General features: G+C 47.1%; 15 protein-coding genes. 1 reads left to right on the top strand and 14 read right to left on the bottom strand.

All coding sequences use genetic code 11. The features are described from left to right. Nucleotides 1-3: 3 nt before the first annotated feature. From FB479_RS18170 to FB479_RS18215, 10 genes are all read right to left on the bottom strand, one after another. Complete coding sequence (locus FB479_RS18170) at nucleotides 4-1,167, bottom strand: saccharopine dehydrogenase family protein (RefSeq protein ID WP_142066225.1); 1,164 nt, start codon at nucleotides 1,165-1,167, stop codon at nucleotides 4-6. Between the two features lie 19 nt (nucleotides 1,168-1,186). After that, on the bottom strand, nucleotides 1,187-2,305 hold the full coding sequence (phnW, locus tag FB479_RS18175; RefSeq protein WP_142066226.1) for a 2-aminoethylphosphonate--pyruvate transaminase: 1,119 nt from the start codon (nucleotides 2,303-2,305) through the stop codon (nucleotides 1,187-1,189). Then, on the bottom strand, nucleotides 2,302-3,096 hold the full coding sequence (phnX, locus tag FB479_RS18180; protein WP_106655570.1) for a phosphonoacetaldehyde hydrolase: 795 nt from the start codon (nucleotides 3,094-3,096) through the stop codon (nucleotides 2,302-2,304). Before phnX ends, phnW begins: the two co-directional genes overlap by 4 nt. 2 nt (nucleotides 3,097-3,098) lie before the next feature. Next, complete coding sequence (locus tag FB479_RS18185; protein WP_142066227.1) at nucleotides 3,099-4,808, bottom strand: putative 2-aminoethylphosphonate ABC transporter permease subunit; 1,710 nt, start codon at nucleotides 4,806-4,808, stop codon at nucleotides 3,099-3,101. 5 nt (nucleotides 4,809-4,813) lie between these two features. Further along, nucleotides 4,814-5,863: a putative 2-aminoethylphosphonate ABC transporter ATP-binding protein gene (locus tag FB479_RS18190; RefSeq protein WP_106655568.1), complete on the bottom strand. Its 1,050-nt coding sequence runs from the start codon at nucleotides 5,861-5,863 to the stop codon at nucleotides 4,814-4,816. Between the two features lie 17 nt (nucleotides 5,864-5,880). Beyond that, nucleotides 5,881-6,957 (bottom strand): putative 2-aminoethylphosphonate ABC transporter substrate-binding protein, encoded by a 1,077-nt coding sequence (locus FB479_RS18195; RefSeq protein WP_142066228.1) that lies wholly within the window; start codon nucleotides 6,955-6,957, stop codon nucleotides 5,881-5,883. A 207-nt stretch (nucleotides 6,958-7,164) separates the two neighbouring features. Next, nucleotides 7,165-7,857: an aspartate/glutamate racemase family protein gene (locus FB479_RS18200; protein WP_142066229.1), complete on the bottom strand. Its 693-nt coding sequence runs from the start codon at nucleotides 7,855-7,857 to the stop codon at nucleotides 7,165-7,167. Between the two features lie 6 nt (nucleotides 7,858-7,863). Continuing rightward, nucleotides 7,864-8,751, bottom strand: a complete 888-nt coding sequence (locus FB479_RS18205) for a sugar nucleotide-binding protein (protein WP_142066230.1) — start codon at nucleotides 8,749-8,751, stop codon at nucleotides 7,864-7,866. Between the two features lie 214 nt (nucleotides 8,752-8,965). Further along, entirely contained in the window at nucleotides 8,966-9,475 is a 510-nt protein-coding gene (locus FB479_RS18210; protein WP_142066231.1) for a hypothetical protein, read from the bottom strand. 99 nt (nucleotides 9,476-9,574) lie between these two features. Then, complete coding sequence (locus tag FB479_RS18215) at nucleotides 9,575-10,237, bottom strand: nitroreductase family protein (RefSeq protein WP_142066232.1); 663 nt, start codon at nucleotides 10,235-10,237, stop codon at nucleotides 9,575-9,577. A 195-nt stretch (nucleotides 10,238-10,432) separates the two neighbouring features. On the opposite strand from FB479_RS18215, the gene FB479_RS18220 reads away from it, so the two are divergent. After that, entirely contained in the window at nucleotides 10,433-11,023 is a 591-nt protein-coding gene (locus tag FB479_RS18220; protein ID WP_142066233.1) for a TetR/AcrR family transcriptional regulator, read from the top strand. Nucleotides 11,024-11,274: 251 nt separating this feature from the next. On the opposite strand, the gene FB479_RS18225 is transcribed toward FB479_RS18220, so the two are convergent. The 4 genes from FB479_RS18225 to FB479_RS18240 all read right to left on the bottom strand — a co-directional run bounded on the left by FB479_RS18225 (nucleotide 11,275) and on the right by FB479_RS18240 (nucleotide 15,645). After that, nucleotides 11,275-12,135 (bottom strand): MBL fold metallo-hydrolase, encoded by an 861-nt coding sequence (locus tag FB479_RS18225; protein WP_142066234.1) that lies wholly within the window; start codon nucleotides 12,133-12,135, stop codon nucleotides 11,275-11,277. 575 nt (nucleotides 12,136-12,710) lie between these two features. Beyond that, nucleotides 12,711-13,196, bottom strand: a complete 486-nt coding sequence (locus FB479_RS18230) for a hypothetical protein (protein WP_142066235.1) — start codon at nucleotides 13,194-13,196, stop codon at nucleotides 12,711-12,713. 288 nt (nucleotides 13,197-13,484) lie between these two features. Next, nucleotides 13,485-14,051 carry an SLOG family protein gene (locus FB479_RS18235; RefSeq protein WP_142066236.1) on the bottom strand — a complete coding sequence of 189 codons (567 nt, stop codon included), beginning with the start codon at nucleotides 14,049-14,051 and terminating at the stop codon, nucleotides 13,485-13,487. Between the two features lie 142 nt (nucleotides 14,052-14,193). Next, nucleotides 14,194-15,645: a YcdB/YcdC domain-containing protein gene (locus FB479_RS18240; protein WP_142066237.1), complete on the bottom strand. Its 1,452-nt coding sequence runs from the start codon at nucleotides 15,643-15,645 to the stop codon at nucleotides 14,194-14,196. Nucleotides 15,646-15,771 lie beyond the last annotated feature (126 nt).

Below are 15,771 nucleotides of genomic sequence, written 5' to 3' on the forward strand. Positions count from 1 at the left end.
ACTTTACGTCAGTTCGATCTTCTCTCCATGGATGTAAATTTGACGTTTTGCCAGCTCGTGAAAAATCACAGCCGGGTCAAATGCTTCTTCTGGTGTTATGACGCCAGTAGCTTTTACGTTTCCTTTTGCGATCTGCTCCGTCGCAATCGCCAGCGGGATTCCTACGTTGCGGGTATAGGCGCGCAGCCCAGCCCAGTCAGGCTCAGAGCCGTCAGATGTCGGATGTGTATGGTACAGGATGTGTCCTACTTTGCGGCCGTCCTTGGTACCTGTTACCTCGACATGAAGCGAATACCCGTATAATTCCGTCTCTTTTCCCTCCCTAGAATTGTAGAGGTATTGGGAGATACAATCAAGGATTCCCACCTTTATTTCGCCTACCGTGATGGGATCGTTCCGCAAAAAGCCATAATCATAGAGGGCTTTGACCAGCTCCATGTTTTGCTTTGGCCATGTTCCTCGCACCTCGATCAGCTTTACTCCTTTTGGAGACAAAGCCTGTGCGAGCGTTTTTGTCTCTGCATGAGGAATGATGTACTGCACCGTTGTTCCATACGGCTCGGGAAGCTTTATTTCGCGAGGGCGAGCAAATGGCGGGACTTGAATAAATTCCCCATTTTCATAGACGACCCGCCCTGGCAGGTCTGGATCATACTCATAAGTCGTCGTCTCTGTGATCGATTTGGAAAAGGCAATCGGACGAAAAGAGCCGTGGCTGACGCGGACTTCGTCGACTTCATCGAGCTGGTTCGCTGCATACATCGCCATCATTTGGGTCAGCCCAGGCGTCATGCCAAAGCCTGGCAGGCAGGTCTTTCCATGAGCGCGGAAGATCGCATCCGATGCGTTTTCTTCCCCAAAACCGTTCAAATTGATACCATGGCAGCCAGCCTCCGCAATCGCAGCGGTTGACAGTCCGTTTAACGTTATCGTGGTACCGTCCATGACGATGTCGTAACCGCGCATTTTTTGGACCGTATCCGCATGATCGTGCACGTTTACCGGAACAAAATCTACGCGTGGATCGTTCAGCCACTCGACTACCTTGCGACCTTCCTCTTCATTAAAATCGCCGATCGTGATCTGCTCAAAATCCGAATGCATGACAAGATCGAGCACCGCTTCCCGACAAATATTCCCTGCTCCACCCAAGCAAAACACTTTCATCACGGTAGCCTCCTTTTCTTTACTCCAGCCAGAAACGATTGTTTTCCATTGCAGCGATTAATCTCTCGATATCCTCAGGGTAAACCTCTCCGATATTGCCAATCCGAAACGTGTCCGCTTGCGAGATTTTGCCCGGATAAATGACGAAGCCTGCCAGTTTCAAACGTTCATACAGCTGTGCGAAGGTAAATGCCTCGCTTTCGGGATAGTAAAAGGAAGTGATGAAGGGCGATTGCGATTCTTTTGGCAACAGGATGCGAAAACCGACGCGCTCCATGCCTTCTGCGAGCAGCTGCTGATTTCGCTGGTAACGCTCATATCGTTTCTCAACACCGCCCTCTGCCTCAAGCTCTATCAGTGCTTGATAAAACGCGCGAACGACATGAGTGGGAGAAGTATAGCGCCACTTTCCGTTTTGCTCCTCCATTGTCTTCCACTGGCTGTACAAATCGAGGGACAACGTACGGGCAATCCCCTCGCATTTGATGAGCGCAGACCTCTTGGCAATGACAAAGCCGAAACCAGGCACGCCTTGGATGCATTTGTTTGCGCTTGAGATCAGGAAGTCGATCGAGAGCTCTGCTGCATCCAACGGAATGCCACCGAAGCTGCTCATCGCGTCTACGATATAGACTTTTCCGTACTTCTTGGCGACTTCACCGATCTCTTTAATGGGATTGAGCATACCGGTAGTCGTTTCTGAATGCACGACAGCCACATGCGTGATCGTTGCATCCGCCGCTAGTCTCTGCTCCAATACCTCTGCATCGGCTTTTGTCACTTCACCAAAATCAATCACCTCTGTTACGATTCCATGGACTCGTGCCATTTCCACGATCCGATCCCCGTATGCGCCATTCGTCAGGACGAGCAGCTTGCCGTCTGCGGGAATCGCACTACTCACCACCGCTTCGACACAAAAGGTCCCGCTGCCTTGCATCAAAACACTCGTATACTCCTCTACCTGTGAGGTTGCCAATCGGACGAGCTTTTGGCGGATTGCCTGTACCAGTTCATTGTAATCACGATCCCAGGTGCACCAGTCCCGCAGCATTGCTTCGCGTACGGTTGAGGAAGTGGTCAATGGTCCGGGGGTGAGCAGCAAGTACGGATTGTCGGTTGGTCGTGTCTGATTCATGGTCTCTCTCCTTCTGTATGACGCTTCTCGATCTTTTCCAGCACTTCATCCAAACGCCCGATCTCCTCTATAACATAGTGGGCGCCTGCCGCAGTCAATCGCTCCGTTGCGATAGCCAGCCTTTTATCCAGCTCTTCCTGTGGCATGCTTGTCACTTCCTCCAAGGACAGACCGAGCTCGCTTCCGCCCTTCAGGACACCAACGGTCCACATCCCGGCGTTTCTTCCTTCTTTCATATCGCTTGTCGTATCACCGACTTTGACCATCTCGTTCATTGGATATACGTCTAGCAGGATCGCATTTTGATAGCACATCCATGGATATGGACGTCCAGCAGGCACTTCACTCGGGGTGACCAGTGCGTCCGGCTCGTAGCCCTGTTGTTTAGCCGATGCTGCTACAACATTCATCATTTCCCTTGTGTAGCCTGTGGTTGAGCCGATTTTGATACCTTGCTCGCGTAATCGCCCTACCAGCTCAAGCGCTCCAGGAACAGGAGTGGCGTACTCGTGCAGCGTCTCCATCAGCATCGGTTCGAAGTCGGCGTACAATTCGTCCACATCCGCTTCATTCGGAAGTCGACCGTAACGCTCTTGCCATAGCGCTGCTACCCGCTCCATTTTGCACAGCGCCTGGATATGATCGCGCTTGAGCATCCCCATTGGTTCGCGCGCTTCTTCTGCTGTCAGCTCAATTCCCCGTTTTTTGAACACCTGCAAAAACACAGCCAAAGGAGCAAAACAACCGTAATCTACCATTGTTCCTGCCCAATCAAATACTACTGCTTTCATGCTTATGCCACCTGACCTTTCTCTTGGTAGGACCCTGTTGTCCGCTTGCGAAGTTTGGATGCGATCCATTCTGCACCAGCACGTGCGATGATGTTGAGACCGACGATCAATACCGACATCGCTGCTGCCGGAGCCACATCCCCGGCGTCATCCATGTTGACGATGGAGACAGATGCCAGCTTGAAATCTGCTGCGTACAGAAAAACAACCGCTGAGATTGTCACCATCGAGTTGATGAAAAAGTACACCGTCATCTCGACAATCGCCGGCATACAGACGGGAATCGTGACGCGCCACAATAGCTTTGTCTGCGAGATCCCCATGGACTCTGCCGCTTGCTCGAACTCGGGATCGAGCTTTTTCAACGCGCTCGTTGCGGTAATGAAGCCGACTGCAAAAAAATGAATAACGTTCGCCAAAATCAAAATCCAGATCGTCCCGTACATGCCGTGAAATGGATTCGACGGATCGTTGAAGAAGAAAATGTACGCTAGCCCAATGACCATCCCCGGCAATGCCAGCGGTAGAATCGAAAGGAAGTATCCAGCTTGGCGAAGCCCCTTCCACACTTGGGATTTTTCAATGGTGTAGGCCGTAATAAACGTGACCGCCGTCCCGATCACTGCCGTCAGCAAGGCGACGAGAATGCTGTTCCACAGCGGTTCTATCCCTTCTCCGGCAACGTTGGAAAAGTCGTAATGATCAAAGCCGAGCGTCAGATTGTACGGCCATACTTTGATGAAAGAAGCCAGCACCACCGCAGCCATGAGAAGCAGCAAAAATCCGCTGACGCTCACACAAAGGATGAAATAAAACAAGTCGCGCAAACGATTTTCCTTGATCCGATACGGTTTGGACTTGGCTGTTACAGCCGCGTGCTGCTTGCGCTCAACAATCCGGTCCACGACGAACGCCACGAGAGCGGGAATGATCAAAAGCAGCCCAACCGTTGCTCCCATCGTCATATTTTGCTGGCCGATGACTTGCTTGTAGACGTCTGTCGCCAGTACGGAAAACTGTCCGCCGACAACCTTTGGTGCTCCGAAGTCAGTAAACGAGAGAGTAAAACAGACAAAGCAGGCGCTGACGATACCGTATTTCACGCTAGGAATCGTCACGACAAAAAACTTGCGCCAATGGTTCGCCCCGAGCGTATCCGCTGCTTCGTACAATTGATAGTCGGCAAAAGCAAGGGAAACTGCGAGAATCAAATACGCTTGCGGGAAAACATAGACGATCTCTGCCAAAATAATCCCCACTGGGCCGTACAGATCGATGTTCCATTGAAACGGGAGCAACCCGAAGATCCCCGTCGTCACCAGCCCTTGATTCCCAAAAAGGTAGGTCAGGGCGATTCCGTGCATCATCGTGGGCGCAAACAGCGGCAGCAGCGCGATCGCCCGAAAGACTCGTTTTCCACGAATCCCGCTGCGCGTCAAGGCATACGCGAACAGAAAAGCGAGTGTGACTGCAATCAGCGTCGTCATCGTAGAAATGTACAGGGTGTTATTCAGCGACCCTGCCAGTGCTGGAGTGGAAAAGTACGTAACGAAATTGTCCAGGCCGATGAACTGACCGTTCTTGTTATAGAATGCCTTGGAAAACAGCTGGCCAAGTGGCAACAGAACACTCGCTGACAATCCAAGAACGACGAGAGCGATGAGCCACTTTTGCATGGCTTTTCCATCGAAGATCGATGTCATTTCCTTCATGCTGCTCACTCCTGTTCCTCTCTGGTTGGCGCATGCTCAAAGGTCAGCAAATTCTCCAGCGGAAACTCCAGCCACACCTTTTTGCCTCGGGCAATCCCAAGTCTTTGTGCCTCGGCCGCTATCAAATCTATGGTAAGAAGCTCTTTTTTTATCTGACCTTCCTCTTGCCACTCCAGAAAGATTCGGTAAAAAGCACCGCGAAATTCTATCTCGGAAATAGTCGCAGGTATGGCGCATTCGGATTCTTGCTGCAAAATCCGCACATGCTCCGGTCTAATCGCAAGTAAGCGATTTGGATCAGTTGGCGCATTCTCAAAGCGACTGTACGCAAAAAAGTTGATCGCTCCGATAAAGTCAGCAACAAACGGAGTAGCTGGTTTGTTATAGATTTCCTCGGGTGTGCCTACCTGAACGACCTCGCCGTGATCCATTACGACGATCTTGTCTGCCATGGTCAATGCCTCATCTTGGTCATGCGTGACCATCACTGTTGTCATGCCGTACTGCTCATGCAAACGCCGAATCTCCCGGCGCAGCTTTTGTCTTACTTTTGCATCCAATGCGGATAGTGGTTCATCTAAAAGCAAGACATCCGGCGATAGTGCAATCGCACGCGCCAAGGCAATTCGCTGCTGTTGACCGCCTGAGAGCTGGCTGGGATATTTGGCGGCAGCATGAGACAAATCAACCATGTCTAGCGCCTCTTCTACTTTGGCTGCGATCTCTTTTTTCCCCAGCTTCTTTTCTTGCAGGCCAAAGGCAATGTTTTCGGCAGCCGTCAAATTGGGAAACAATGCGTACGACTGGAACATCATCGCAATGTTTCGTTTCGCTGGTGGCAGGGAAGTAATCTCCCTGCCTCCCAGGATCATCTTGCCTGTCGTCGGCTGTTCCAATCCAGCCAGCATTCTCAGTAATGTCGTTTTCCCGCAGCCACTGGGACCGAGCAGACAAACAAATTCATTCTTGTCAATTTCGATGGAAATGTGCTCCAATGCGGCAAACAAACCAAAGCGTTTACTGACCCCTTGAATGGATAGATAGGATTGTGTCATGCTGTTCTCCTCGCTGCTTACTTAGGTTCACTCTTGGTCACGTATCGTTTTTCCCACTCCGCCAAGATGTTGTCGCGATTTTGTGCGGCTTGATTCAGGTCGAGCTTGATTAATTGCTTGATTGGATCTACTGCGTAGCCTTCCGGGAGTGTCGCGCCTTCTTGCTTGACACTGACGATGGCGAAGTTCTGGTTATAGGCTTTCATGACTTCATCCGAGATCGCCCAGTCCAAGAACAGCTTGGATTCTGGCTTGATCTCACTCTTTTTGATCAAAGCATTCGCCTCTACATCCCAACCCGAGCCTTCTGTTGGAAAGACGACTTCAACGGGTGCGCCTTTTTTCTTCTCGGTAATCGAACGGTAGCCAAAGGAAATGCCGATTGGATATTCACCCGATGCGGCCATTTTCGCTGGCTTCGAACCGGAATGCGTGTAGATCGCCATATTTTCATGCAGCTTTTCGAGGTACGCCCAGCCTTCTTTTTCCCCTTTCAGTTGCATGATTCCGTTGATAGTGAGAAGCCCAGTTCCTGACGACGCCGGATTTGGCATCACGATCAATCCTTTGTACTCCGGCTTGATCAGGTCTTCGTATGAGCGCGGGATGGGCAGATTGCGTTTTTCCAGCTCCTTGGTATTGACCGCGATCGCAGTCTCCCACGCATCGATTCCTACCCAGCTTGCAGGTTCCTTGGAATCCTTGAACTCCGGGGACACTCTCTCGATTCCTTTCGGCGAATACCCTTCGAGCATGCCTTGCTGTTCAAGTACAAGGAGGCTTGTCGCTGCTGTTCCCCATACAACGTCTGCTTGTGGATTGTCTTTTTCCGCCAGCAGCTTTGCTGTGATGATCCCAGTAGAATCGCGGACGATATTGACCTTTACATCTGGATATTTCGCTTTGAAGGATTCCAAATACGTTTTGATCTGGTCGTCCTCCAGCGCCGTATAAACAGTAATCTCTCCTGAGGCGGTTTTACTTTCCGTTGTGGTAGCTTGTGTGTTTGATTGCGATCCTGGTGATTGTCCACATCCTGCTAAAAACGCGATCGATAGAACGGAAGCAAGTAAAGGATAATGCCATTTCTTCATGAGAACCTCTCCTCTTTGCGGAATGTTCATTTCTTGGTTCCTACGAAACCAATCTTACGGGGAAAATGTTAAGCGGATGTGAACCTAGCGTTAATAGATTGTTTTTATGTGTTTTTGGTTGTGTTTTGTTGTTTTTATTTCAATCAAAAAAAAGACTCAGCCATCCCTGCAAACGGGATCAGCCAAGCCTTTGATTTCTTACGTATTCTACTGTAAAGCAGCCTCCACAGCTGCAACTGCATGTATCGCTGTCGTATCAAATACCGGAACGGTGCAATCTTGGGCTGTGATCAACAGACCGATTTCCGTGCAACCGAGGATGACTGCCTCTGCACCTTCCTTGACCAACCGCTCAATGATCGCCTGGTAGGTACGTTTGGATTCCTCGCGAATGATCCCAACGCACAGCTCGTGGTAAATGATCTCATGGACGAGTTTTCGCTCTTGTTCATCCGGCAGCAATACCTCTAATCCATGACCATCACGCAGACGTCCTGTATAGAAATCCTGCTCCATCGTAAATCGCGTCGCAAGCAGTGCCACTCGTTTATGCCCGTGGTTCGTGATCGCTTGCGCTGTCGCATCCGCGATATGCAGAAAAGGCAGGTTGGTCGCTTCCTCGATGGCATACGCCAGCTTGTGCATCGTATTCGTACAGAGAACGATCAGGTCTGCTCCTGCCGCTTCCAGACTTTTCGCCGCAAGCGCCATCCGTTCGCCTGCTTCTTCCCATCGCCCTTCTCGTTGCATTTCTTCGATCTCGGCAAAATCAACGGAATACAGGATGCTTTTTGCCGAATGCAAACCGCCCAGCCTCTCCTTGACGGTTTCATTGATCAAACGGTAGTAGACCAAGGAGGACTCCCAGCTCATGCCACCAATTAATCCGATTGTTTTCATTGTTCTCTACTCTCCTTTGTCATTATCGTTGCCATGTGCGTTTCTCCATCCTGCCTGACGAAAACGGGTCTGTAGCAGTTCCCGCGCCTTTTTCGTACGCAACGAAGTATCCAACGGAATCCCTCGTTCTTGCGCTTCGGCTTCCGTTAACAAGGTTTCTTTTACACCTTCAGCAGTCAGCCCTAATGCTAGAGCTATCTTTTTGTAAAAAGAATAATAACTCTCTTTCTCTGCTGGACCGAGATGAAGTGTTCCGAGGTAAGAGCCGTGCAGCAATTCGTGGATAGCACTCCCCACGTCCTCCACATGGACAAAAGTCTTGTACAAATTACCTGACCGGCTTACTTCTCTGCCAGCTTCCAGGTCTGCACACATCGAAGCGACACGTTTATCCCATTGCCCAACCGCATTGCGACCATAGAGCGGGCCCACTCGCACGATGACATGATTGGGATGCCGCTTGCGAATTCGTGCTTCCCCTCGTATTTTGGCATTCGTATAAGCAGCTAACAGATTTCTCTCATCTAATGGCTCGGGCGGATCTTCTTCCCGATAAGAGCCTGTTCCTCTTCCGAAAATACCGTCTGTGGAGATGAAAATCAATTTGCTCTCTTCAGGCAAATGAGAAAGCAGAACTTCCAAGCCTTTCTCTATTAGCTCTCTTTCATCTGTAGCACTCATCAACGCCCAAATGACAACATGCGGTGAAAACTCTTGCAGGATCAGTGAAAAAGAAGGGGTATCAGTCACATCGACCCGAAGAAATTGGTGGACAGCTTGTGCAGAAAAGCATGTACCCATCAGATCAATGGCATTATCCCGCAAAAGCTCCTGATAGATTTGACTTCCCAAGTAGCCGCTAGCCCCGAGCAACAATACGCGGCGTTTCTCCATGGCATGTCCCCCTTCCAACGCTTACCATTTCGATTATGATATCTAATATACCACTATCTCCCATCTAGAGCGACGCATAAATAGTCCAATCACCTTCATGAAAAGGAGTTGATTTCATAGGTCTTATTTATAGGAAAACCCCAATGAAGGAGTTACCATATTTTTGCATCTTTCTCTGCACCAACCTGTCAAGAGTTCGCTTCACCTTACGCTATTAAACTAATTTCACATGAAATCGGTTCTTTAATTCTGACCATGTGGCGTTAAGAAATTCAACCTTGTTCGCAAGCCCAATATAATGCTCAAAATTTTCTTCATCAAAAGTTGCATAATATTCTTTCTGGAATATCACATTCGAGTATTTATAAAAGTCGTCGCCCTCCTTCACTACCACACATCGAAATAAACTGTCGATATCTATCGCTCTTATAATCTCGTCCTTTGTCTTTACTGAGAACCAAATAATATTCGGTAGTGTATGATTTGGTTGGTCCCAGTGAGGAATTGTCTCTGCCCACGGCAATACCCATTCGGAATTAGTAAACAAACGTCTTTCATTGATGAATTCTTGAATGTCATTATCAACTAATGGCAAATTTCTTTCATAGAAAGAAAAAAGCAATAAGGAGTCTTTTTTAATAAATAGACTAAGCAAGTGAGCAACATCCTTAGTTGACGCACTATGCTTTAATACTCCATATGGTTCTTTCAGATTAATTTGCATATAGTAATCTCCTAATCAAATCTATCTCTCCTGTTTGATCAGCTTTAGCCTATTTTACTATAACTGGAATCAATCGGGCGGTCCCCCTTTTACAGTTTGTTATTCCTTAGGCATTTCGTTAAAGAAAGCTACATCATCGACTGCCAGCCTCACCGTCGGATGACCGGGCTTCGCCGCCTTGCCGATGGCGATCAGTATAATCGGAATGTAGCGTTCTGATACGCGGAAAGCTTCCATGAACTTTTGTTTGTCGTAGCCGCCAATCGGTACCGTGTCGTATCCTTTAGCGCGGGCGACAAGCATGAGTTGCATCGATACTATCCCGCCGTCAGTATAAGCGATTTGGCGGATGGCCTCGGGCGGCATACTCAAATACATGCCGGTATAGTGTTCAACCATCGATTTTGTCGTATCCGCAGGCATGAAGCCTGCATCGACCGCTTGACCGTAAATCTTCTCGGCCATCCGGATGTTCTCAAGGTCTCCAAGAACGGCGACGACAGCCGAAGCCTCGACCACTTGCTGTTGATTGAATGCAATCGGAAGCAGCTTCTGCTTCAGCTCCGGCGTGTCGATAATGAGAAACCGCCACGGCTGCAGGTTAGCCGCTGAAGGAGCCAGCGTGGCTTGCCGCAGTATTTCGGCCAATTCCTCCCGCGAAATTTTGACCTCGGGATTATAACTACGAACCGACCGGCGTTCTTGAATAACATCGAAAAATGGTTGGTGCTCGATCGTTTGCGATGGTTGTGAAATGGACATGGTTCTCTCCTCCTTCTGGTTTGGAAAAGCTGCATGCAGTTTTTCGTTCAAATACAACAATGGTTATTTAAACAACACTTGTTGTATTTGTAGGTTATAATAACAACTGATTGATCCGCAATCATCAATAACCGTAAACCGTTGTATAGACAACACCGTTTCTATAATGTCGTTTTATTGGGGGAGATTTTAACCATGAGAATAAAAAAGAATGAAGCTGATCCTCGTGTGATACGTACACGGCGACTCCTTCAAGACGCTTTTGCTTCATTAATTCAAGAAAAAGACTTTGAATCGATAACCGTTAGGGATATTGCAGAGCGGGCTACTGTTAACAGAGCGACTTTTTATGCGCACTTTGTAGATAAATTCGAACTTCTTGAGGCCAAACTAACGGAATCATTTATGACGATCATAAATCATAGAATAAGCGGTCACGAAGTATTAAATGAAGAAACCATTCAGAGTATTTTTCTGGGTGTATGCGATTTTCACATGAGTCTAAGCACTATGTGCCAAAGAAGCTATAAATCGCTTGGACCTGTATTCGAAATTCAAATAAAGGAAAAAATTCAAGCGACACTTCTTTCCTTTATAAACAAAGACAAGATGCTCTCGAGTCCAAACGCGCAATTCTTAATAAATACAGCTTCTATCATGTTAAGTTGGGGGATGTATGGGGCGGCTTACGCTTGGAACAATGAGGGGCGGCTAATGAGTGCGGAAACATTCGTTAAACAGACAATGCCCTTAGTGATGAACGGAGCCAAAGAACTGCTGGGATAGGCTATGTCGCTATTGCTCTATCCTGCCCGTTCAGATGCCATAAAAACCATGAAATTCTTCGTGTTTGTGCGGAGCCGCCTCCACCTGGATTGCCTAAATCGGTTGCGTTTGAAACCGTCAGGCCATTGCACGTATTCGGACATGCAAAAAACCGCAGCTTCACGGTGTCGATCTTCGCCGTGAAGTTGCGGTTGTAGGGGTTTTAGTAGGTAGCTATCACAAAATAAAATGTACCCATCCAATGAATCGGATCATTGAGAGGCAGCCCCTACCATGAACCATTCGAGAGCTTCTGAAAATTCATGAGGAAGCTCTGGCACCTGGAGGAAGGTACACATCTCGCTTACGATCCGCTCTCTGTTTTGCCCGTATTGCTCTGTGAGCAGAGCTAGCTGTTCCCAATCACTGAGCTCCTTTTGAAAGGCAGCTCGATCCAATGGCCGGCCGTGCGATTCCACGAAAAGGATTGCTTCAGACTGGTACGCTTGCTTCAACACACGCAGAAAACGGGAGGCTGTATAACTGCGCGGCCCGCCATAGACAGAGGGACCCAGGGCATCTCCCAGGAACAGCGTTTGATCCTCTTTTACGTACACATAGCACGAATCTTCCGAGTGATCTCCTCCGACACGGTCCACCTGACATGTCACGCCACCAAGGTCGATCGTGATCGATTCATCGAATAGGATATCCGGCTCGACTATTCGGATCAAGTCCCGGTTCATTCCGTACTCTTTTCTGATGTTCGCCATCGTGCTGGCATTGATGATCTTCTCCTTACAGAGCTGTTCCATGACTTCATCCGACCATTCCAGCCCCATCAGTTTGCTCAATGCATGTGCGGTTTTTGCCTGCGCGATGGTAGGTAGATCCCATGCTGACATTCCGAATGTATGATCCCAGTGCCAATGAGTCAGTATGAGCAGATCTGGAAGACGAACGCCTAGCCTTTGCAACTCCTGACGAAACAACGCGGCATGCGCCGGTGAATTTCCAGCATCAATCAAGAGGGTTTTTCTTGCTCCCGTAATGGCTGCTAGGATGGGGCGATCCGTGTCATGACTTGCATGCATAATCAAGATATGCTCGGTAATCTGTTCGATCGTGGACATTTCCTTTCTCCCCTTCCCAAATACGCCAATGTAATTTTCTCTCTACAGAATGACTCAGTAATATTTTCCATGTTATCACACAACACTTCCCCCTCGCACAAACAAAAAACGCCCGTGTTACCAGGCGTTTTTGTAGATACCCCGTGAATTACCCGTACGGTTAGTTGTCTCACGTTCATGCAAACCACGATTATATTCTTTCCTTCTATCGTTTCCACCCCTACTGATGCGCCGTTTTTTTGAAATGATATTCAGCCGAATCTTCGCTATCGTCAAAGCTCCCTTTGTTCGAACCTGCAATATGTAACGCTAATGGGTTAAAATTCAAGCATTTATTTGCGTACAGGCACATTAAAGGAACATCATACGGGGGTGATTAGGGTTAAGTTCATTCAGTACGTGCCGACCAATTTATTTTCGGCACTGGGGTCGTGTTCATTTTACTCAAAAAGAACCACCCTACGCCGGTTAAGGCGCAGAGTGGCGCTAAGTTAATAGATCCTAATGACAGTAGAAGGAGTTTTGAATTTGTTATTTCTGAAACAACCCAAAGAAAAGATTAGTTACCTGCAATGTTAAATTAATGATTCATATGAAACATTGTTATTTTTCATAACTTTTTCTATTTTCGGGAATACTTCAGATAAAAACCTACCTTTGGCCTGTTCAGAGATGTATAAGCATATACCTTCATCGGTCTCTTCTATCGTCATAGCAAAACTATAATTGTTAATATTTTTATTTCCAGATTCAGTGACAATGCATGCACAAAAAACCTTTATTTCGTTCAAGATTTCCATATTATTTTTTGGCCTAAACCAAAGAATTTCCCTTGCTAACTTTGGCCACCAAAACCATGTATCAATTGAACCAATTAATACCTTGCGCTCTTCTATAAATTTCATATACTCTCTATCTGTTGTTTTTACTGGCCCAGCAAATAAGAAAAATTCGTCTTTATCTAGAAAGCAGTTAAATATTTCGAAATATAATTCTGCTCGAAAAGGTAAAATAGAATCTTCAATTAGAAAATATGGTCTAGATTCCTTAAAGTATATCATTTGTCACCCCTCCATTAGTAGTAATGGTTATTATCGATACTATTTCCTTTCGGTTAGGTTTCTACTAGTTTGACATTCGAGAACAGCGCTTAACAAAATGGAGTCTACTGTCTACCCCGAATTGAGCAGCACGGACTAATGCCTAAAAACACAGGAATCACTATTGTTGTTAACCAAATATAATTGTTTGCCCCAGACAATGGACGATTAAAGCAATAGACCGATATTGGACAAACGGAAGCGACTGTCCAAAAATAAAAACCAGCTTCCCATAGCTGGTTTCTTTGTTTAGAAGTAGTCATTGTATAATTCTTGCTGCTGTTCCTCTGCAATGGTCTGTAAGTCATATGCGTTAATTCGAAATAACTGATAGTCGCCCATTTCCGTTTTTTGTGCGGCGAGCTTACTTAGAAATTTCGGAGAGCCTTCGTTTTCTTCATCGTAAACTAACAAGAGACCAACTGAATTGGATAGCAAGAATTTGTCTTTCTCTCCAAGCTGCCAAACTCCCTGGTAAGGTGTTTGATAGACACTATTGATATAGTCGGCTTGCATCACAATATTTCGGTAGTAATCCTGGGTCTCTTCTTTCCACTTTTCCTCTTGATTCAAAAACGGAGTAATTACCGCCAGTTTTAGATGTGGATACTCCTTTTTCAATTCCAGAACAGTTTCGGCTGCCCACATTTCTACCCCGAGTTGACCTGATATGATGACCCATTCCAATTCTTCCTCAAGGAATTTTACGAGTTCCCGTTTCAGTGCTTTCTTTATAATGGCCAACCCCGGATTTTTTTCATTGAAAATGCCCAGCTCGTGAGCCTTGTATCCTGAAACAAATAAACGTTTTAACATGGTGCCACCTCTAGTTTAAAAGAAGCTCTAGCAGAAAATAGATTTCTTTTCACTCGCTGTTTATTCATTAGTATTGCGTCTCATATTTTTTTATCTTATCACAAATGATGTGTTCTAAATATCGTGGAAGGTTTTCATTCTACTACTCTTCGACCTTACCTGTCAGGGCATTGATATCGTTACCATCAATGGAATAGACAAGAACCGGTTTAGCCAACTTCTCTCCATTAATGAATGGATAGATGTATAGCAGTTCAGTGGGTTGCGCCAGCAAAGCCTGGGCTGCTGCATCCATGGAGACAGCCTTCCTCTTATCCGGGAGCTTGGCGGGCTTTTGGTCGAGCTTTTGATAGTACTCGGTGATTTTCCCTGTGAATCCATTCACTCTAATAACAATGCATCGTCCGTATACCAGCGGTAGCCCCTCAACAGATGGCACAAACTCAACTACATACTGATTTGGATTCTCCTCATCAGTATTCAATATGTAGTAGAACTCCTTTTCTTCCTGTTTAAGATATGGTTGCATGAACTGAACGGCTTTCTCAAGAACCTGCTTTTCCGACAATGTTGCCTTCCCTCTTTGGGGTGGGACGTTCGAATAGCTTTTAAATCTGATCACATCACCATCCTTCGTAACTAATAACTCCTTTTCATCAGGGGAAAAATAGATACTCTCCATCTCGTTATGGAAGCCGTTGAAGATACTACCCTTCAAGCTCATACCAAACTCGCTTTCGTATATTCGCTTTGCCTCCTGCTCATTCGTGACCTTTACTACCTTTCCACCAGGCGTGAGGGAGATTGGTTTCCACCTCCACTTTCTATATTGCCGAATAGTGAACAGCTCAGCTCCTGTTACTGCGTCTATATAACCGGAGAATGCAGAGGAGTAGACGAGATTGGTCTGATTTTCACCATGGGTGTACATAAGTTGCAGGCGGGGTGGGATAAAGTGACTGAGCTGATCTTTCTTCATCGCTTGGGCTGGGGGGAGGAAGTCAGCTGGATTGATGTTTGTCAGCGTGTTTTCTCCTGCCGAAACGTTGGTTACCTGTCCCGCACTGTTTACTGACAACCGAAACTCATCGCCAACTACCTCGATGCCATTTACATAGCGGCTATAGATGACATCGCCTACAGGAGCCCGCGTTACCTTGTACAGGCTGCGCATTTCACCGATCAAGCCTTCCATGAAGGTATCGGCGCTCTTATAGGCCAGCTTGTCATCAGGATTTTCAAGATCCTTGTCATCCAATAAATACGTGAGCAACTTCCCGGTTTCTGCATGGATATAGGCTCTGGCAAAGAATTCATTATTTTTTTCATAACGGATTTCGTACACAGGCTGGTCTTTCGTTTCCAAGGTAATATGTCTAGATGTGTCATCGAGCGCTGGGACGAGCATTTGCAGCTTTTGCTCCGTTCGTTTTGCCTTTTCGCTTAACTGATTTTCCTGAAGGTGAGCTGCTGCTTGTTGGTTCCCTGTCTGATTTGCCATGACTGTGCCCGAGGCTGGTGACAGGAGCAGCGTGACTGTTAGGAGTGTGCTCCTTGCCAGTACAGGATAACGCCTTTGAGAGGTCGAGGTCATACATGTATCCTCCATCTTTTCTTGACGTTGAAGCTCACACAATAAGACGATGTTAGGAATAAATTGTCACCTCATCTTACGTGAGACAAGCCTACGCATCTTTAATAGACAAGCAATCATGGCGGT

Origin of the sequence: Brevibacillus sp. AG162, from assembly GCF_006715575.1 — a bacterium.
In the GTDB taxonomy this organism is placed as follows: Bacteria; Bacillota; Bacilli; order Brevibacillales; family Brevibacillaceae; genus Brevibacillus; species Brevibacillus brevis.